The following is a 19,350-nucleotide window of genomic DNA, read 5'->3' as shown; positions in this document are numbered from 1 at the left end:
CCCGTCGACCCCACCTGACGCCGACTGTCCCTCAGATGCGCCCTTCTGCACGCCAGTTGATGCCGGTACCGTCCCGCGCATGCGGATCACCACCCCCCTCAGAGCCTTCAGACCGCTCGCGACGGCGGTCACCGCCGCCCTCCTGGCGGTCTTCCTCACCCCGTCGGCGGCCCACAGCGCGCCCCGGGAGAGCCGGCCCGTCTACTCGTACGAGAACGCCATCCGTGAGTCCGTCTGGGTGGACACCGGCCTGGACCGCGACGGCGACGGGAAGACCGACCGTGTCGCCGCCGACATCGTCCGGCCGCGCGAACCCGCCGCCCAGGGCCGCAAGGTCCCCGTCATCATGGACGCCAGCCCCTACTACTCCTGCTGCGGGCGCGGCAACGAGAGCCAGAAGAAGACCTACGACGCGAGCGGCCACGTCGTCCAGATGCCGCTCTTCTACGACAACTACTTCGTGCCGCGCGGCTACGCCTTCGTCGGCGTCGACCTGGCCGGAACCAATCGCTCCGACGGCTGTGTGGACGTCGGCGGGCGCTCCGACATCCAGTCCGCCAAGGCCGTGGTCGACTGGCTGAACGGCCGGGCCAGGGCCTACACCACCCGCACCGGCACCACGCCCGCCAGGGCCGGCTGGACCAACGGCGCCACCGGCATGATCGGCAAGAGCTGGGACGGCACCATCGCCAACGGAGTCGCCGCCACCGGCGTCAAGGGCCTGAGGACCGTCGTGCCCATCAGCGCCATCTCCTCCTGGTACGACTACTACTTCGCCAAGGGCGCGTCCCTGTACGACTCCGGCCCCAACTGGCTGTCGAACTACGTCGAGAGCCCCGACGCCCGCGCCAAGTGCGCCGCCGTGCAGCGACAACTCGTCGACGGCGCGCCGCGCACCGGTGACTGGACACCGCTGTGGACCGAACGTGACTACGTGAAGGACGCGGGCAAGGTTCGGGCCAGCGTCTTCCTGGTGCACGGAATGCAGGACCTCAACGTGCGCACCAAGCACCTGGGCCAGTGGTGGAACGCGCTCGCCGAGCACGGCGTCGAGCGCAAGATCTGGCTCTCGCAGACCGGGCACGTCGACCCCTTCGACTACCGGCGCGCCGCGTGGGTGGAGGCCCTGCACCGCTGGTTCGACCACGAACTCCTCGGCTACGACAACGGCGTCGACCGTGAGCCCATGGCCGACATCGAACGCCACCCCGACCAGTGGGTCACCTCCACCGCCTGGCCGCCGCGCGACACGGCCACTACCACCCTGCGCCCGGGCCACGGCGACCGGGCGGGCGTCGGCACCCTCGGGCTGCGCCCCGGCACCGGCAGCGAGACCTTCACCGACGACCCGCAGCTCGGTGAGACCGACTGGGCCGCGCACATCGACCGGTCCACCCCGGACAAGGCCGGGTTCATCACCCCACCCCTGACCAAGGACCTGCGCGTCTCCGGCTCCTCCACGGTGACCGTCACCGTCACACCCACCACCTCCTCGGCCCATCTGTCCGCCGTGCTGGTCGACCTCGGCCCCGACACGATCCGGGACTACGCCGACTCCGCGGAGGGCATCACCACGCTCACCGACCGCACCTGCTGGGGCGCGAGCACGGCCGGCGACAGCGCCTGCTTCAAGGTCACCCAGGCGAAGAAGACGGACGTCGCCGCCACGGTGTTCAGCCGCGGCTGGGCGGACCTCGGCCACTACGCCTCGGACACGAAGGGCGTCCCGCTGACCCCCGGCCGGCCCTACACGATCACCCTCGACCTGGCCGCCACCGACCACGTGGTCCCGAAGGGCCACCGGCTGGCGCTGATCGTCGCCGGCACCGACAAGGACCTCATCGACCCTCCGTCCAGCACGCCCACCCTGACCGTGGACCTGTCCCGCACGGCGGCCCGGGTGCCGCTCGTCGGAGGGGCCACGGCGTTCACGGGCGCCACCTCCGGGTCGTCGTCGTCCACTGCGGCGCCCACCACGCCGTACGGCCTGGAGACCGTGCCGGGCCCGCACACGGTCCACCGCGTCCCCGACGGCACCTGACGGCGGCGCAGGGCTCCTGACGGGGTGGCGGGGCGGCCGGGTCATGCAGGTCCGCCGCCCCGCCACCCCCGGTACGCCGTCCGTCCGAACCCATCCGAATCCTTTCTGCCGTGCTCACATCACTCGCCGTGTGGGGATACTCACAGCATGTCTGCCGAATACGCGACCTTCGGCCTGGCACCGGCGATGCGGGCCGGTGCCGTCCTCGCCGACGGTGACTACGAAGCGCACCGGGACTTCGTGGACTTCGTCGTCGACGGACGTCCGCTGCTGCACCGGCTCTCCGACCTGGACGCCGTCTCGCCCCTGGCCTCCGACGTACCGCCCGCCATCTTCACCGCACAGGTGCGCGGGCTGCTGCTGGAGACCCAGGCTCCACTGCCTGGCGGCCGGTACCTCCTGTACGGCTGCCCCGAGTGCGAGGACCTGGCCTGCGGAGCGGTCACCGCGGTCATCGAGCGCGACGGCGACGACTACATCTGGCGGGACTTCGCCTGGCAGACCGACGAGTCCGCCGATCCGGAGCTCAACGGCTACCACGGCATCGGCCCCTTTCGCTTCCACGGCGCCGAGTACTGTGCGGCGCTCGGCGCGCTGCTGGACGGCGGTGCCCCGGCGTCCCGACGCCGTGTGCTGCTGATCGGCGCCCGTGTCGCCGTGCTCGCCAAGCTCGCCGCGGCCCTGCGCACCATCGGCATCGGCGCCGACATCACCCGCGACGCGACCGGCGTGCCCGCCGAGGAACTGCGCCAGTACGGTGCCGTCGCCTTCGGCCGGGCGGTCACCGCGGACGAACGGGCCGCCGTGCGCCGCTCCTTCGAGCACGCCGGGCTCGACGTGGCCTACGTCGACGGACTCGCCCCGATCGTCCCGCTGCTCGTCGCCCAGATCGAACAGGCGCTGGACCGGGCCCCGATCGAACAGCGCCGTCTGACGGGACTGGTCACCACCGACGGCGTCGCGTACGTCGAGGTGACCTCCGCCTGCCGCGTCCGTCTCACCGCCCACCGCCTGGACCGCCTCTACCGCACCCACACCGGTGAGGTCTTCGACGGCATCCTGGAGCCGGGCCGTCACCGTGTCACCCTTGACCCCAAGGCGGTGCAGGGCGAGGCGTTCCTCGTGGCGCGGACGTCGGGAAGCGTGCTGGTGGCGGCCGTGACGCGGTGAGAGTCCGGCGGCGGACGGCATCGGGCGGCCATTAGGATCGGCGGTCTGATGACTGCCACCCTCGTCGCCAAGAACCTCGCCGCCGGGCACGGCGACCGCTCGCTGTTCACCGGGCTCGACCTCGTCGTCGCGCCCGGTGATGTGATCGGGCTCGTCGGTGCCAACGGCGCCGGCAAGTCCACCCTGCTGCGCATGCTCGCCGGGCTGCTCACCCCGGAGCAGGGCGAGCTGCGGCTGTCCCCGCCGACCGCGACGGTCGGGCATCTGCCGCAGGAGCCGGAGCGCAGGCCGGGGGAGACGGTGCGGGAGTTCCTGGCGCGCCGCACCGGCGTGGCTCAGGCCCAGCACGCGATGGACGAGGCCACACAGGGGCTCGTCGACGGGGCGCCCGGCGCCGACGACGCCTACGCGGCGAGCCTGGAGCGCTGGCTCGCCCTCGGCGGCGCGGACCTCGACGAGCGCGCCGAGGAGGTCGCCGACTCCCTGGGCCTGGGCGTGGGCCTCGACCAACCGATGACGTCCCTGTCCGGGGGGCAGGCGGCCCGCGCCGGTCTTGCCTCCCTGCTGCTCTCCCGCTACGACGTCTTCCTCCTCGACGAGCCCACGAACGACCTCGACCTGGACGGCTTGGAGCGGCTGGAGCGGTTCGTCGGCGGGCTGCGCGCCGGGACGGTGGTCGTCAGCCACGACCGCGAGTTCCTCACCCGCACGGTCACCAAGGTCCTCGAACTCGACCTCGCCCAGCGGCAGATCAACCTCTACGGCGGCGGATACGAGGCCTACCTGGAGGAACGCGAGTGGGCGCGTCGGCACGCCCGTGAGGAGTACGAGGAGTACGCCGACAAGAAGTCCGCCCTCCAGGAACGTGCCCAGATGCAGCGCGCCTGGATGGACAAGGGCGTCAAGAACGCGCGCCGCAAGGCGAGCGACAACGACAAGATCGGCCGCAAGTTCCGCAGCGAGGCCAGCGAGAAGCAGGCCGCGAAGGCCCGGCAGACGCAGCGGATGATCGAGCGCCTGGAGGTCGTCGAGGAGCCTCGCAAGGAGTGGGAACTGCGCATGGAGATCGCGGCGGCCCCGCGTTCGGGAGCGGTCGTCGCCACGCTGCGGGACGCGGAGATCCGGCGCGGCGACTTCATCTTCGGTCCGGTGTCCCTCCAGATCGACTGGGCGGACCGGGTCGCGGTGACGGGCGCGAACGGCGCGGGCAAGTCCACACTGCTCGGCGCGCTGCTCGGCCGTGTCCCGCTGGACGCGGGCCACGCCTCCCTCGGCTCGGGTGTCCTGGTCGGCGAGGTCGACCAGGCCCGCAAGGTGTTCCACGGCCCGGAGACCCTGCTGGACGCGTTCCGCGCGGCGGTCCCGGACACCGAGCCGGTCGAGGTCCGTACCCTGCTCGCCAAGTTCGGCCTGAAGACGGACCACATCCTGCGTCCCGCGGCGACCCTCTCCCCGGGCGAACGGACCCGGGCCGCGCTGGCGTTGCTCCAGGGCCGCGGCGTCAACCTGCTGGTCCTGGACGAGCCGACGAACCACCTGGACCTGCCGGCGATCGAACAACTGGAGTCGGCCCTGGACTCCTACGAGGGCACCCTGCTCCTCGTCACCCACGACCGCCGGATGCTGGACGCGGTACGGGTGACACGCCGCCTGGAGGTGGCCGACGGCAAGGTGACGGAACACCGGTGACCGCGTCGGGAAATCGGCTTGTTGCCCGAACTTCCCTCGCTCTACAGTGAGTTCACTCCGACGAGACGTTCCCCCGAAGTACGCCGCAGAGCGGGAGCGTCCCACCTGGGCGGATTGCGCAACCGCCCCGCCGAGGTGCCGGAGGGGCGGCAGCTGTCCTTGTCGACCCTTCCTGTCGGAGGTCTCCCGTATGAACGTCGGTATCGGTCTGCCCATCGGCGACCCGACCACCCTGCTCACCTGGGCGCGGCACGCGGACGCCGGGCCCTTCAGCACCCTCGGCCTGCTCGACCGGCTCGTCTACGACAACCCCGAACCGCTGGTCGCGCTCTCCGTCCTCGCGGGCGCCACCTCCCGCATCCGCGTCCAGACCGAGGTGCTGCTCGCCCCGCTGCGCGACACCGCCCTGCTCGCCAAGCAGACAGCCACCCTGGACCGGATGACCGGTGGGCGGCTGGTCCTCGGCCTGGGCATCGGCGGCCGTGACGACGACCACCGTGCCACGGGCACCGACCCGCGCACCCGCGGCCGGCGCCTCGACGAGCAGATGGCGGTCATGCGCCGCCTGTGGTCCGGCGAACCGTACGGCGAGGGCGCCGGCCCGATCGGACCGGCGCCCTCTCGTCCGGGCGGCCCGGAGGTGCTCTTCGGCGGGTTCAAGCCGGCCGCGCTCGAACGCGTCGCGCGGTGGGGCGACGGCTTCCTGGCCGCCGCGCCGCCCTCCTGGGCGGGCGGCCTGTTCGACACCGTCCGTGGATTCTGGCAGGAACACGGCCGCGACGGTGAGCCCCGCCTCGTCGCGCAGGTCAATGTGGCGCTCGGCCCCCAGGTGGTGATCGACGACGCCCGGGCCGCCATGCACGCCTACTACACCTTCACCGGCATGGCCGACCGGATGGTCGCCGCAATGCTCACCACACCGGCGGAGATCCGCGAGGCGATCACCGCCTTCACCGACCTCGGCGCCGACGAGGTGATGCTCTACTGCTACGGTCTCGACCCCGCGCAGGTGGATCGCCTGGCCGACGTCCTGTGACGGCCTGAACCCGCAGGCTTCGCCGGGACGGGCCCGGGCCCCAGGACGAGCGGGGCCCGGGCCCGACACCTCAGCGGCGGCCCGGCTTCTGGTCCAGCAGGCCCGCGCGGCGCAGTGCGTCCGCCATCGCGCTGTTGGCCGGCGGGGGAGCCTGGCGGGAGCCGCCGCCCTGGCGGCCCTGGCGTTGCTGCGGGGGACGGCCGCCGCTGCGCTGCCGGCCTCCGCCGGAGGACTGCCCCTGCGCAGCGGCCTCGTCGTCCAGGCGCAGCGTCAGCGAGATCCGCTTGCGCGGAATGTCCACGTCCAGCACCTTCACCTTGACGATGTCCCCAGGCTTCACCACGTCCCGCGGGTCCTTGACGAACGTCTTCGACATCGCGGAGACGTGCACAAGGCCGTCCTGGTGGACGCCTACGTCCACGAAAGCGCCGAAGGCGGCGACGTTCGTGACCACGCCCTCGAGAATCATCCCGGCCGACAGGTCGGAGATCTTCTCCACGCCTTCCTTGAAGCTGGCCGTCTTGAACGCCGGGCGCGGGTCGCGGCCCGGCTTCTCCAGCTCCTTCAGGATGTCCGTCACCGTCGGCAGACCGAACGTCTCGTCCACGAAGTCGGACGCCTTCAACGAGCGCAGCACCGCCGTGTTGCCGATCAGTGACGCCACCTCCTGGCCCGTCGTCTTCACCATCCGCCGCACCACCGGGTACGCCTCCGGGTGCACGCTGGACGCGTCCAGCGGATCGTCGCCGCCCCGGATCCGCAGGAAGCCCGCGCACTGCTCGTACGCCTTGGGCCCGAGCCGTGCCACGTTCTTCAGCTGTGCGCGCGAGGTGAACGGGCCGTTGGCGTCGCGGTGGGCCACGATGTTCTCCGCGAGCCCGGAGGAGATGCCGGAGACCCGTGCGAGCAGCGGAGCGGACGCCGTGTTGACGTCCACCCCCACGGCGTTCACACAGTCCTCGACCACCGCGTCCAGCGAGCGTGACAGCTTCACCTCAGACAGGTCGTGCTGGTACTGGCCGACGCCGATCGACTTCGGGTCGATCTTCACCAGCTCGGCCAGCGGGTCCTGCAGACGGCGGGCGATGGAGACGGCGCCACGCAGCGACACGTCCATGTCCGGCAGCTCCTGCGAGGCGAACGCGGAGGCGGAGTACACCGACGCGCCCGCCTCGGACACCACCACCTTGGTGAGCTTCAACTCCGGGTGCTTCGCGATGAGTTCACCGGCGAGCTTGTCGGTCTCGCGGGACGCCGTGCCGTTGCCGATCGCGATCAGCTCGACCGCGTGCTCCTTGGCCAGCCGCGCCAGCTTGGCGATCGCCTCGTCCCACCTGTTGGCCGGGACGTGGGGGTGGATCACGTCGGTCGCGACCACCTTGCCGGTCGCGTCCACCACGGCCACCTTCACCCCGGTACGGAAACCGGGGTCCAGGCCCAGCGTCGCGCGCGTGCCGGCGGGGGCGGCGAGCAGCAGGTCGCGCAGGTTGGCCGCGAAGACCTTGACAGCCTCGTCCTCGGCGGCCGTGCGCAGCCTGAGCCGCAGGTCGATGCCGAGGTGCACCAGGATGCGGGTGCGCCAGGCCCAGCGGACCGTGTCCAGCAGCCACTTGTCGGCGGGGCGGCCGCGGTCGGCGATCCCGAAGCGGTGCGCCACGATTGCCTCGTACGACGACGGGCCGGCCGTCGGCTCCTCCGGCTCCAGGACCAGGTCGAGGACCTCCTCCTTCTCGCCGCGCAGCAGGGCGAGGATCCGGTGCGAGGGCAGCTCGGTGAAGGGCTCGGCGAAGTCGAAGTAGTCGGCGAACTTGGCGCCCGCCTCCTCCTTGCCCTCCCGCACCTTGGAGGCCAGCCGTCCGCGCACCCACATGCGCTCGCGCAGCTCCCCGATCAGGTCCGCGTCCTCGGAGAAGCGCTCGGTGAGGATCGCCCGCGCGCCGTCCAGCGCGGCCTGCGGGTCGGGCACCCCCTTGTCGGCGTCGACGAACGCGGAGGCAGCGGCGAGCGGCTCGACCGCCGGGTCGCCGAGCAGGCCCTCGGCCAGCGGCTCCAGACCCGCCTCCCGTGCGATCTGCGCCTTCGTGCGCCGCTTCGGCTTGTAGGGCAGGTAGATGTCCTCCAGGCGCGCCTTGGTCTCCGCGCTTCGGATCTGCGCCTCAAGCTCGTCGGTGAGCTTGCCCTGCTCGCGCACCGACTCCAGGATCGCCGTGCGCCGCTCCTCGAGCTCCCGCAGATAGCGCAGCCGCTCCTCGATCACGCGCAGCTGCGCGTCGTCGAGCATCTCGGTCGCTTCCTTGCGGTAGCGGGCGATGAAAGGCACCGTCGAACCGCCGTCCAGCAGCTCGACCGCGGCCTTCACCTGCCGCTCCCGTACGCCGAGCTCCTCGGCGATCCTGCCTTCGATGGACCCTACGAGGGGTGTCGTCACGATCCCGTACCGCCTTCTCCACTGAGGTTGCGCGGCAATTGTGGCAGGTCGCACCGACAACGGCGGCTCAGGGCACGGACACGGGGCGGCGGAGCCGGGCTCCGCCGCCCCACGGACAGGGGTCCTCGTACCCGCTCAGGCCCGGCGGGCGGAGCCCGAAGCCCCGCCGAACAGCCGGGCCAGTGCCCGGAACGGCAGCGTCACGACGGTCGCGACGGCGCCGCCGATCTGGCGCAGTACGTCTGCGATCGCACGGAACACAAGCTTCCCCTTTCGCCTCCCGGTGTGGACCACCGGGTGGCGCCCGGGTACCTCATCCCTTGCCGATCATGCCCTCCGGGAAGGCCCCGGCCGTAAGAGCCCTGGTCAGGAACGCACTCGCGAGCTCCGTCAGCCGTTCGACGCCCGCGGCGCCGAGGTGCTCGTACGGGGCCCGGTCCAGGCGGTCGGTCTCCGCCTCGATGTCCCCGCGCAGCGCGGTGCCCGCCTCGGTCAACTCGCCCTCCGGACCGAGCAGTCCACGCTCGCGCAGCCGCTCGCACGCCGCGTCCCAGTCCTCCCGGCGCCAGCCGCGCGTGCCGAGCACCCACTTCGGGGCCATGCCCTTGCCGGTCGCGGTGTGCGTCACCAGCGCCTCCACCGGATCGAGGTCCGCGGCCAGCAGCGCCGCGAGATGGCCGTCGCCACGGTGCTCCCGCAGCAGCGTGGCCGCGTGCCAGAACGCCAGGTGCGGTTCCTCCGGCACCGGCAGATCGGCGTGTGCGGCGTACAGCGGGCGCGCGTGCCGGGTGCACGCCTCCGTCGCGTGCAGCGCGAGCTCCGCCGCCTCGGCCATCTCCTTGGCGGCGAGGGTCTCCTCGCCCAGCAGTCGCCGCAGCGTGGCGTCGACGGCACGCGCGCGTGCCGCGAGCACCACCTGGGGAGACGCTGACTCCCACACGGCGGGCACATGCCGTGCCACCAGCCCGGGGTGGAAGTTGAAGAACGCGGCCGTCACAACACCCGCGCCCACGGCGCCCAGCGCGGCGGCCCGCACCGCGAAGTAGGCGGCCCTGCTGTCGGACACGCCCACCGCGGTCAGTTCGCGCTCCAGATCCGGTGAGAAGTAGTGCGTCGAGTGCAGTGGATTGATCACATTGTGGCAGCGCCGCCCGGCGCGCTCCGGCAGGGAAGAGGTCATGAACGGCAGATTACCGACTGGTCGGTACGCCGAGTGGCGCGCGGTGTGTCATGGCAGGAAAGGTGGGATCTTCGTCGTTGCGGCCATGCCGCCGACCGCCAAGAATCGACGGCATGCGCACCCTCCTGGTCGTCCTCTTCGACGGCGTGCAGAGCCTCGACGTCACCGGCCCCGTGGAGGTCTTCGCGGGCGCCGAACTGCGCCGCCCCGGGTCCTACCGCCTCGTCACCGCCGCCCTCGACGGCAGCCCGGTCCGCACCTCCAGCGGCCTCACGCTGGTGCCCGACCACGCCCTCTGCGACGCGCCCACCCCGCACACCCTGATCGTCCCCGGCGGTCAGGGCAGCCGGCACACCGATGAGCGCCTGCTCGACTGGCTGCGGGAACGCGGGCCCCGCGCCGACCGTCTGGTCTCCGTCTGCACCGGCGCCGTCCTGCTCGCCCGCGCGGGCCTCCTCGACGGGCGCCGAGCCACCACCCACTGGGCGTACTGCGACACGCTGGCCCGTCACCACCCCGAGATCGCGGTCGATCCCGACCCCATCTACGTGCGCGACGGACACATCGCCACCTCGGCCGGCGTCACCTCCGGCATCGACCTCGCCCTGGCCCTCGTCGAGGAGGACCTGGGCCGCGACACCGCCCTGACCATCGCCCGCCACCTGGTCGTCTTCCTGCGCCGCCCCGGCAACCAGGCCCAGTTCAGCGCCCAGCTCGCCGCCCAGACCGCGCAGCGCGAGCCCCTGCGCCAGGTCCAGCAGTGGATCACCGAGCACCCGGACGGCGACCTCACCGTCGAGTCGCTCGCCGCCCGCGCCCGGCTGTCGCCCCGTCACTTCGCCCGCGCCTTCCAGGCCGAGACGGGGACGGCCCCGGGCCGCTATGTCGACCGCGTCCGCCTCGAACACGCACGCCGCCTCCTGGAGGACACCGCCGACGGCATCGAGGAGGTCTCCCGCGCCAGCGGCTACGGAACTCCCGAGGCCATGCGCCGTGCATTCGTCAAGGCGCTCGGCGCGTCCCCGGCGGAGTACCGCCGCCGCTTCCGTCCCGCGCCCGCCCGGTGAGAGGAACCCCATGCAGATCGCCATCGTCCTCTACGACCGTTTCACCGCCCTCGACGCCGTCGGCCCGTACGAGACCCTCGGCCGGCTCCCCGGCGCGCAGACCCTGTTCGTCGCCGAGCGGACCGGACCCGTGCGCACCGACACCAGGGCCCTCGCGCTGACCGCCGACCGGACGCTCGCCGAGGTGCCGGACCCCGACATCGTGGTCGTCCCCGGCGGCCCCGGACAGACCGGGCAGATGGAGAACCGGGCGCTGCTCGACTGGCTGCGCACCGTCGACGCCACCAGCGCCTGGACGACGTCCGTGTGCACCGGCTCCCTGCTGCTCGCCGCCGCCGGGCTGCTCAGGGGCCGCCGGGCCACCTCCCACTGGCTGGCCCTGGACGCCCTGAAGCCCTTCGGCGCCGAACCCGCCGGCGAGCGCGTCGTCTTCGACGGCAAGTACGTCACCGCCGCCGGCGTCTCCTCCGGCATCGACATGGGGCTCACCCTGCTCGGCCGCATCGCGGGCGACGAACACGCCCAGGCCGTACAACTGGCCACCGAGTACGACCCGCAGCCCCCCTACGACGCCGGATCCCCGCGCAAGGCGCCCAGGCACATCGTCGAGCGGCTCCGCGCACGGAGCCGGTTCATCCTGAGGTAGTCCAGGTGAACCGCGGCTGCCTGCGCTCCAGGAACGCGGCGACGCCCTCCGCGGTGTCGCCGCTGCCGAGCGCCTGCGCCGCCCAGTACGCGTCCCGGTCCGTCAGCCCGTTCGCGAACTCCTTGGCGGCCGCCTGCGTCAGCTGCGAGCGCGAAGCCAGCACCCGCGTGAACTCCACGACCCGCTTGTCGAGCTCCCCCTCCGGCAGCACCTCCTCGACCAGGCCGGTTCGCAGCGCCCGCTCCGCGTCCATCAACTCGCCCGAGAACAGCAGGTACTTGGCGGTGCCCGGCCCCATTAGCGACACCAGCCGCCGGGTCGAAGAGGCCGGGTAGACGATCCCCAGCTTGGCCGGCGTCACCCCGAACAGCGCGCCCTCCTCGGCGAACCGCAGATCGCAGGCCGCCGCGAGCTGGGCACCGCCACCCACGCAGTACCCGCGCACCGCCGCCAGCGTCGGCTTCGGGAACGCGGCCAGCGCCTCCTCCGCCCGTACCGCGAGCGTCTGCGCGCGCTCCGGGGAACCTCTCAGGGTGGAGATGTCGGCGCCCGCGCAGAACGTTCCGCCCTCCCCGGTCAGGACCAGCGCCCGGACCGCGGGATCGGCGGCCAGGGCGTCCAGCAGCGGTGGCAATGCCTCCCACATGCCGGCCGTCATGGCGTTCCGCTTGGCCGGATGGTGTATGACGACGGTCGCGACCCCGTCGGTGACGCGGTGCAGCAGCTGGGGCTCCATACGCCGGATGCTATCCGCAGCCGCCGGGGGCTCGACGAACGCGTACAACCCGAAGAGTTCGCAAGGGGGCGCGGCAAGGATCAGGAGTGGTCACACAATTGACCGTGTCATACGCAGGCGGTCAGATGTCGTCGATACCCGCTGACTTGTGTTCAGTCTTTTGGGACGGACCAGCGCATTCCCAACACTCGACGTGTGGTGACAATCGAGCGCAAGGGTGGCGACCGGACGATGGAGAACCAAGGGCGAGGGTCTGGCCCACGCCCTGAAGGCGGCGGGAGGGCGCCGGAAGGCGTGCGGCCCTCGGGACCGCTGCCGTACGAGGGGGTGTGGCGGTTCACCGCCGCCGCCGTGGACGCCTCGGTGCCGCAGGCGCGGCACGCGGTCCGGGACCTGCTCGTCCGCCAGGGCGTGCCCGTCTCGGACGACACCGTGCAGGCGCTGTTGCTGATCGTCTCCGAGCTGGTCACCAACGCCGTCCGGCACGCGGCGCTGCTGTCGCCGATGCTCGCCGTGGAGGTCGCCGTCGGCCCCGAGTGGGTGCGGGTGGCGGTGGAGGACGACCACCCCTACCGGCCGAGCGCGCTGGAGGCCGACCACGGCCGTACCGGCGGCCGCGGACTGCTCCTGGTGCGTGAGGTGACCAGGGAGGCCGGGGGAGTGTGCGACGTCGAGCACACGGCCGGGGGCGGCAAGGTGATCTGGGCGGCGCTTCCGCTCAAGCCCACGGTCATCCTCTGATCAAGCCCACGCGCGTCCCCTGAGCCGGCCCCTCACCGGCGGACCGTGCGGGTCCGTCCGGACGGGCCGGACGGGCCCCCTCTCACCAGCCCGCGGACGGTCCCGTCAGCTCCCTGATCGCGGGCCGCGCCGCGTCCAGGACCGTCATGAACCACGACGAGAACGTGTCCTCGGCGTGCCGCTGAGCGAGCTCCTCCGCGGTCACGAACGCCGTCGCCCCCACCTCCTCCGGGTCCGGGTGCAGGGAGGACTGCACCAGACCGACGAAGAGGTGGTTGTACTCCTGCTCCACCAGGCCCGAGTCCGGGTCCGGATGGTTGTAGCGGACCGTGCCCGCCTCCGCGAGCAGCGACGGGGAGACGCCCAGCTCCTCGAACGTCCGCCGGGCCGCCGCCGCGAACGGGGCCTCGCCCGGGTAGGGGTGACCGCAGCAGGTGTTGGACCAGACACCGGGGGAGTGATACTTGCCGAGCGCCCGCTGCTGGAGCAGCAGCCGGCCCCGCTCGTCGAAGAGGAACACCGAGAACGCCCGGTGCAGCCGGCCCGGAGGTTGATGGGCGGCGAGCTTCTCGGCCGTACCGATCGTGGTGCCGTTCTCGTCGACCAGCTCCAGCATGATGGCTTCCGCGGTGCCGTTCGACGAACGGTGCGTCGCGGTGGCAGGTGTGATCGGCATACCCATCCTTCGCATCGGTTGTCCAGCCCCAAGTCTGCCGTACGAATCCGGCACTCCCGGCACTTCGTTCCTTCCCGCATGTCCCGACCCGGCCCCTGGAAGGTCCCCGGGGACCACCGGGAGGGGGACGCCGGAAGCGGTCGGATACCTGATCGTGCCCGGCGCCACGGACGCGGAACCGCACGGGGGGCGCCCGGCCCGGCCCACGCCCCGCGTACGCGCCCTGTACGCGCTACGCACCTGGCGCACCCCCGCGTACCCCGGGAAGGGGCGCACATCTCGCTCAGTCGCGGCGAGCCTCCGGGTGGTGCAGCAGCCAGCCCTGCCAGGCCGACTCCACCATGTCGCGCACGCCGCGCCGGGCGGACCAGCCCAGTTCCCGCTCGGCCAGCGCGGACGACGCGACCGCGCGGGGCGCGTCCCCGGGGCGGCGCGGCTCGACGACCGCGGGCGTGGTGTCACCGGTCACCGCGCCGATGAGCGTGACGAGCTCCCGTACCGAGACGCCCTCGCCACGGCCGACGTTGACCGTCAGGTCGCCCGTGGCGCCCCCGGCCAGCCGCCGGGCCGCCGCGAGGTGCGCCTCGGCGAGGTCGGCGACGTGGATGTAGTCGCGGATGCAGGTGCCGTCCGGTGTCGGATAGTCGTCACCGAAGATCCGCGGGGCCTCGCCCCGGGTCAGCCGGTCGAAGACCATCGGCACGACGTTGAACACGCCCGTGTCGGCCAGCTCGGGCGCCGCCGTGCCCGCCACGTTGAAGTAGCGCAGACACACCGTCGCGATGCCGTGCGCGCGGCCCGCCGCCCGCACCAGCCACTCGCCCGCGAGCTTCGTCTCGCCGTACGGGCTCATCGGGACGCAGGGGGTGTCCTCCGTGATGAGGTCCACATCGGGGTTGCCGTAGACGGCCGCGGACGACGAGAACAGGAACCGCTTGATCCCGGCCTCCGCGACCGCGTCCAGCAGCGTGGCGAGACCGCCCACGTTCTCCTGGTAGTAGTGCGTCGGCCGCTCCACGGACTCGCCGACCTGCTTGCGCGCCGCGAGGTGCACCACACCGGTCACCGCGTGCTCCGCCAGGACCCGCTTGAGCAGCTCGCCGTCCAGCGCGGAGCCCTGCACCAGCGCGATGCCCTCCGGAAGCCGGGCGGGAACGCCGGCCGAGAGGTCGTCCAGGGCGAGGACCCGCTCACCCTCGGCGGCCATCGCCCGCGCCACATGAGCTCCGATGTACCCGGCCCCGCCGGTGATCAGCCATGTCATGGAGCCTCACCCTATGCCCGTCCGGCGAACACCCCTCGGCCCCGGCCCGGTCGGATGTCGTGAACAGGTCGGATGTCGTGAATGGGGAGATCCGGACCCGCGGTTTGTGGCCTGCCCCTCCCATCCCCGATGATGATCGCGGCGGCGGCCGCTCAGACCGCGTTGATCAGCCCATGAACGCCCGGTGAACACGGGCTTCCAGGTATCCGATAGCCTCTGCCGACATGCCGCCCGGCCCCTGCCCGGGGGTACCGCACCGCACACATGACCGGCGCCCGTACGCGTCGGGCCTTCAGGGAGTGAGTTCGTCTGTCGACCGCCATCCTCACCGGACAGCCGGTCCCCGGATCGTCGCTCGAGGGCGATCTGCGGTCCCTCGGCTTCGACGTGCGGGTCGCCACCGGCACCGGTGACGCCGAGACGCTCCTCGCCGCCGTGCCGGCGGGCCAGCGGGTCGCGATCGTCGACGCCCGCTTCGTGGGGCATCTGCACGCGCTGCGCCTCGGTCTGACCGACCCCCGCTTCCCGGCCGCCGCCGTGCCCGGCGCCGTCACCGCCCAGCCCACCGCCCGCCAGGCCCTGACCCGCGCCCTGACCCGCGAGAACTCCGCCGCGGCCGGCGGGGCGGCCGTGGTCACCGACAACCTCGCCGAGCGCATCGCCGCCGCCCTCGACGCCGACGGCATCCCGGTCCACCGCCCCGAGCTCGGCACGCTGGTCGCCGCCGTCCCCACCGACCCGCAGTCCCGCAACGAGGCCCGGCAGGCCGTCGCCGCCGTCGACGACGAGGCCGTCCGGCTGCGCAGCGCCGTCAAGGCCCGCGACGGCTTCTTCACCACCCACTTCATCAGCCCGTACTCGCGCTACATCGCCCGCTGGTGCACCCGCCGGGGCCTGACCCCCAACCAGGTCACCACCGCCTCGCTGCTCACCGCCCTGATCGCGGCGGGCAGCGCGGCCACCGGCACCCGTGGCGGTTTCATAGCCGCGGGCGTCCTGCTGATCCTTTCCTTCGTCCTCGACTGCACCGACGGCCAGCTCGCCCGCTACTCCCTGCAGTACTCGACGCTCGGCGCCTGGCTCGACGCCACCTTCGACCGGGTCAAGGAGTACGCCTACTACGCCGGCCTCGCCCTCGGCGCCGCTCGCGGCGGCGACGACGTGTGGGCCCTCGCGCTCGGCGCGATGATCCTGCAGACGTGCCGGCACGTGGTCGACTTCGCCTTCAACGAGGCCAACCACGACGCCACCGCCAACACCAGTCCCACCGCGGCCCTCTCGGACCGCCTGGACAGCGTCGGCTGGACGGTGTGGGTGCGCCGGATGATCGTTCTGCCGATCGGGGAGCGGTGGGCACTCATAGCCGTCCTGACGGCCGCCACCACTCCTCGTATCACCTTCGTCGTGCTGCTCATCGGCTGTGCGTTCGCGGCGACCTACACCACGGCGGGGCGGGTGCTGCGGTCGGTGACGCGCAAGGCGCGCCGCACCGACCGGGCCGCGCGGGCGCTGGCGGACCTCACGGACAGCGGCCCGCTCGCCGAGCTGCTGACGCGCGTCGCACGCCGCGTGTCCCTGCGGGCTCCGGCGTACACCGCCCTGGTCGGCGGCGCCGTGGTCGTGCTCGCGGCCTCGCTCGCCGGATACGGCAGCTGGTGGCCCGTCCTGGGCGCCGTCTTCTACGTGCTCCAGTCGCCTCTGGCCCTCGCCCGGCCCCTCAAGGGCTCCCTCGACTGGCTCGTTCCCCCGCTCTTCCGGGCCGCCGAATACGGCACGGTCCTGATCCTCGCGGCCGAAGCCGGGGTGAACGGAGTGCTCCCGGCGGCTTTCGGGCTGGTGGCGGCCGTCGCCTACCATCACTACGACACGGTGTACCGCATCCGCGGCGACGCCGGCGCGCCGCCGCCCTGGCTGGTACGCGCGATCGGGGGGCACGAGGGCCGGACGCTGCTCGTCACGGTTCTGGCCGCGACTCTCACCGCGGCACAGTTCGAGGTCGCGCTCACGGCTCTCGCCGGGTACGTGGCCCTCGTGGTGCTCGTCGAGAGCATCCGCTTCTGGGTGGCCGCCCACAAGGGTGGCGCGCCCGCCGTACACGATGAAGGAGAACCCGCATGATCGGCCTCGTGCTGGCGGCCGGCGCCGGACGGCGCCTGCGCCCCTACACCGACACCCTGCCCAAGGCTCTGGTGCCGGTGGGGCCCGAGGGCGCGCAGGACAGCCTCACGGTCCTGGACCTGACGCTCGGCAACTTCGCCGAGGTGGGTCTGACCGAGGTCGGCGTCATCGTCGGCTACCGCAAGGAGGCCGTGTACGAGCGCAAGGCGGCCCTGGAGCAGAAGTACGGCCTGAAGCTCACCCTGATCGACAACGACAAGGCCGAGGAGTGGAACAACGCCTACTCCCTGTGGTGCGGTCGTGACGCCCTCAAGGACGGCGTGATCCTCGCCAACGGCGACACCGTCCACCCGGTCTCCGTCGAGAAGACGCTGCTCGCCGCCCGCGGCGAGGGCAAGAAGATCATCCTCGCCCTCGACACGGTGAAGCAGCTCGCCGACGAGGAGATGAAGGTCGTCGTCGACACCGACAAGGGCGTCCAGAAGATCACCAAGCTGATGGACCCGGCCGAGGCGACCGGCGAGTACATCGGTGTCACCCTCATCGAGGGCGAGGCCGCCGAGGAACTGGCCGACGCGCTGAAGGCCACCTTCGAGCGCGACCCGCAGCTGTACTACGAGGACGGCTACCAGGAGCTCGTCAACCGCGGCTTCAAGATCGACGTGGCGCCGATCGGCGACGTCCCGTGGGTCGAGATCGACAACCACGACGACCTGGCCCGGGGGCGGGAGATCGCGTGCCGGTACTGACGAGGCTCATCCCCTCGCCGGTCGTCGTCGACATCCGCCCGGGTGCCCTCGACGACCTGGCGGGCGTGCTCGCGGACGAGCGCATCTCCCACGCGGGCAAGCTGGCCGTCGCGGTCAGCGACGGCTCCGGCGCCCGGCTGCGCGAGCGGCTCGCCCCGAGCCTGCCCGGCGCCACCTGGTTCGAGGTGGGCGGCGGCACACTCGACGACGCGGTCCGGCTGGCCGCCGACATGAAGGCCGGCCGCTACGACGCGGTCGTAGGCCTGGGCGGCGGAAAGATCATCGACTGCGCCAAGTTCGCGGCGGCCCGCGTCGGCCTGCCGCTCGTCGCCGTCGCCACCAACCTCGCGCACGACGGCCTGTGCTCGCCGGTCGCGACCCTCGACAACGACGCGGGCCGCGGCTCGTACGGCGTGCCGAACCCGATCGCCGTCGTCATCGACCTCAACGTGATCCGCGAGGCTCCCGTCCGTTTCGTGCGCTCCGGCATCGGCGACGCCATCTCCAACATCTCCGCGGTCGCGGACTGGGAGTTGTCCAACCGCGTCAACGGGGAGAAGATCGACGGTCTCGCCGCCGCCATGGCCCGGCAGGCCGGTGAGGCGGTGCTCCGGCACCCGGGCGGCGTCGGCGACGACGGCTTCCTGCAGGTCCTGGCCGAGGCACTGGTCCTCACCGGCATCGCCATGTCCGTGTCGGGCGACTCCCGCCCGTCCTCCGGGGCCTGCCACGAGATCAACCACGCCTTCGACCTGCTGTTCCCCAAGCGCGCGGCCGCCCACGGCGAGCAGTGCGGCCTCGGTGCCGCCTTCGCGATGTACCTGCGCGGGGCGCACGAGGAGTCGGCGTTCATGGCCGAGGTGCTGCGTCGGCACGGGCTGCCCGTGCTGCCGCAGGAGATCGGCTTCACGGTGGACGAGTTCGTCCGGGTCGTGGAGTACGCCCCGCAGACCCGCCCCGGCCGCTACACGATCCTCGAACACCTCGACCTGAAGCCCGAACAGATCAAGGACACCTACGCCGACTATGTCAAGGCCATCGGTAGCTGAACTCCGGCCCGTCGTCCACCCGGCAGGGGTGAAGGACCGGCGCAGCGGTGAGCACTGGATGGGACGCCTCTACATGCGAGAGGTGTCCCTGCGGGTCGACCGCTACCTGGTCAACACCAGGGTCACGCCCAACCAGCTCACGTACCTGATGACCGTCTTCGGCGTGCTCGCGGCCCCGGCACTGCTCGTGCCGGGGATCCCGGGTGCTGTGCTGGGCGTGGTGTGCGTCCAGCTGTACCTGCTGCTGGACTGTGTCGACGGCGAGGTCGCGCGCTGGAAGAAGCAGTACTCGCTGGGCGGGGTCTACCTGGACCGCGTGGGCGCCTACCTCACCGATGCCGCCGTGCTCGTCGGCTTCGGCCTCCGGGACGCCGACCCGTGGGGCAGCGGCCGTATCGACTGGCTGTGGGCCTTCCTCGGGACGCTGGCCGCGCTCGGCGCCATCCTGATCAAGGCCGAGACCGACCTGGTCGGCGTGGCCCGGCACCAGAACGGGCTGCCGCCGGTGAAGGAGGCCGCCTCGGAGATGCGCTCCTCCGGCATGGCCCTGGCCCGCAGGGCCGCCGCCGCGCTCAAGTTCCACCGGCTGATCCTGGGCATCGAGGCGTCCCTGCTGATCCTGGTCCTGGCGATCGTGGACACGGTGCGGGGCGACCTGTTCTTCGAGCGGCTCGGCGTCGCCGTGCTGGCCGGCATCGCACTGCTCCAGACGGTGCTGCACCTCGTGTCCGTCCTGGCCTCCAGCAGGCTGAAGTGAGCG

At 72.2% G+C, this 19,350-nt stretch carries 17 protein-coding genes; 11 read left to right on the top strand and 6 right to left on the bottom strand.

What is annotated here, in order from left to right:
* The first annotated feature begins 79 nt into the window (after positions 1–79).
* The 4 genes from ACFYZJ_RS12835 (at position 80) to ACFYZJ_RS12820 (ending at position 5,936) form a co-directional block, all read left to right on the top strand.
* Positions 80–2,041, top strand: coding sequence for a Xaa-Pro dipeptidyl-peptidase (locus tag ACFYZJ_RS12835; protein ID WP_388566307.1), 1,962 nt, complete (start codon positions 80–82; stop codon positions 2,039–2,041).
* A gap of 147 nt (positions 2,042–2,188) precedes the next feature.
* The gene (locus ACFYZJ_RS12830) at positions 2,189–3,211 is read left to right on the top strand and encodes an oxidoreductase (RefSeq protein ID WP_388566304.1); all 1,023 of its coding nucleotides are present in this window, start codon (positions 2,189–2,191) and stop codon (positions 3,209–3,211) included.
* A 48-nt stretch (positions 3,212–3,259) separates the two neighbouring features.
* Positions 3,260–4,900, top strand: coding sequence for an ABC-F family ATP-binding cassette domain-containing protein (locus ACFYZJ_RS12825; RefSeq protein ID WP_388566302.1), 1,641 nt, complete (start codon positions 3,260–3,262; stop codon positions 4,898–4,900).
* 190 nt (positions 4,901–5,090) lie between these two features.
* Complete coding sequence (locus ACFYZJ_RS12820) at positions 5,091–5,936, top strand: LLM class flavin-dependent oxidoreductase (RefSeq protein ID WP_388566299.1); 846 nt, start codon at positions 5,091–5,093, stop codon at positions 5,934–5,936.
* 70 nt (positions 5,937–6,006) lie between these two features.
* Here ACFYZJ_RS12820 and ACFYZJ_RS12815 read toward each other — a convergent pair whose 3' ends face one another.
* From ACFYZJ_RS12815 to ACFYZJ_RS12805, 3 genes are all read right to left on the bottom strand, one after another.
* Positions 6,007–8,364, bottom strand: coding sequence for a Tex family protein (locus tag ACFYZJ_RS12815; RefSeq protein WP_388566297.1), 2,358 nt, complete (start codon positions 8,362–8,364; stop codon positions 6,007–6,009).
* 135 nt (positions 8,365–8,499) lie between these two features.
* Positions 8,500–8,625 (bottom strand): LPFR motif small protein, encoded by a 126-nt coding sequence (locus tag ACFYZJ_RS12810; RefSeq protein WP_258053467.1) that lies wholly within the window; start codon positions 8,623–8,625, stop codon positions 8,500–8,502.
* Positions 8,626–8,677: 52 nt separating this feature from the next.
* Positions 8,678–9,544, bottom strand: a complete 867-nt coding sequence (locus ACFYZJ_RS12805) for a hypothetical protein (RefSeq protein WP_388566293.1) — start codon at positions 9,542–9,544, stop codon at positions 8,678–8,680.
* 113 nt (positions 9,545–9,657) lie between these two features.
* Between ACFYZJ_RS12805 and ACFYZJ_RS12800 the strand changes: the two genes are divergently transcribed.
* Together ACFYZJ_RS12800 and ACFYZJ_RS12795 are read left to right on the top strand one after the other, a co-directional pair.
* A complete protein-coding gene (locus ACFYZJ_RS12800) occupies positions 9,658–10,611 on the top strand; it encodes a GlxA family transcriptional regulator (RefSeq protein WP_388566291.1) in 954 nt (317 codons plus the stop codon).
* 10 nt (positions 10,612–10,621) lie between these two features.
* Positions 10,622–11,257, top strand: a complete 636-nt coding sequence (locus ACFYZJ_RS12795) for a DJ-1/PfpI family protein (protein WP_388566289.1) — start codon at positions 10,622–10,624, stop codon at positions 11,255–11,257.
* Here the strand turns inward: ACFYZJ_RS12795 and ACFYZJ_RS12790 are convergent.
* On the bottom strand, positions 11,244–11,993 hold the full coding sequence (locus ACFYZJ_RS12790; RefSeq protein ID WP_388566287.1) for an enoyl-CoA hydratase/isomerase family protein: 750 nt from the start codon (positions 11,991–11,993) through the stop codon (positions 11,244–11,246). The genes ACFYZJ_RS12795 and ACFYZJ_RS12790 overlap by 14 nt on opposite strands.
* Before the next feature lie 231 nt (positions 11,994–12,224).
* On the opposite strand from ACFYZJ_RS12790, the gene ACFYZJ_RS12785 reads away from it, so the two are divergent.
* A complete protein-coding gene (locus tag ACFYZJ_RS12785) occupies positions 12,225–12,734 on the top strand; it encodes an ATP-binding protein (RefSeq protein ID WP_388566667.1) in 510 nt (169 codons plus the stop codon).
* A gap of 82 nt (positions 12,735–12,816) precedes the next feature.
* On the opposite strand, the gene idi is transcribed toward ACFYZJ_RS12785, so the two are convergent.
* Together idi and galE are read right to left on the bottom strand one after the other, a co-directional pair.
* On the bottom strand, positions 12,817–13,410 hold the full coding sequence (idi, locus tag ACFYZJ_RS12780; RefSeq protein ID WP_388566284.1) for an isopentenyl-diphosphate Delta-isomerase: 594 nt from the start codon (positions 13,408–13,410) through the stop codon (positions 12,817–12,819).
* A 283-nt stretch (positions 13,411–13,693) separates the two neighbouring features.
* The gene (gene galE, locus ACFYZJ_RS12775) at positions 13,694–14,674 is read right to left on the bottom strand and encodes a UDP-glucose 4-epimerase GalE (protein WP_388566281.1); all 981 of its coding nucleotides are present in this window, start codon (positions 14,672–14,674) and stop codon (positions 13,694–13,696) included.
* 309 nt (positions 14,675–14,983) lie between these two features.
* Here galE and ACFYZJ_RS12770 point away from each other — a divergent pair, with 309 nt between their 5' ends.
* From ACFYZJ_RS12770 to ACFYZJ_RS12755, 4 genes are read left to right on the top strand one after another with little or no spacing between them, the layout of a single operon-like run.
* The gene (locus tag ACFYZJ_RS12770) at positions 14,984–16,792 is read left to right on the top strand and encodes a DUF5941 domain-containing protein (protein WP_388566664.1); all 1,809 of its coding nucleotides are present in this window, start codon (positions 14,984–14,986) and stop codon (positions 16,790–16,792) included.
* Entirely contained in the window at positions 16,789–17,541 is a 753-nt protein-coding gene (locus ACFYZJ_RS12765) for a sugar phosphate nucleotidyltransferase (protein ID WP_388566278.1), read from the top strand. The genes ACFYZJ_RS12770 and ACFYZJ_RS12765 overlap by 4 nt, the downstream gene beginning before the upstream one ends.
* Entirely contained in the window at positions 17,529–18,590 is a 1,062-nt protein-coding gene (locus tag ACFYZJ_RS12760) for an iron-containing alcohol dehydrogenase family protein (protein WP_388566275.1), read from the top strand. Before ACFYZJ_RS12765 ends, ACFYZJ_RS12760 begins: the two co-directional genes overlap by 13 nt.
* On the top strand, positions 18,568–19,347 hold the full coding sequence (locus ACFYZJ_RS12755; RefSeq protein WP_388566273.1) for a CDP-alcohol phosphatidyltransferase family protein: 780 nt from the start codon (positions 18,568–18,570) through the stop codon (positions 19,345–19,347). The genes ACFYZJ_RS12760 and ACFYZJ_RS12755 overlap by 23 nt, the downstream gene beginning before the upstream one ends.
* The last annotated feature ends 3 nt before the right edge of the window (positions 19,348–19,350 follow it).

The sequence above is a fragment of the Streptomyces sp. NPDC001848 genome, from assembly GCF_042891915.1.
Taxonomy (GTDB): Bacteria; Actinomycetota; Actinomycetes; order Streptomycetales; family Streptomycetaceae; genus Streptomyces.
Note: the sequence above shows the minus strand (reverse complement) of the source record. Positions and strands in the feature narration are given on the sequence as shown.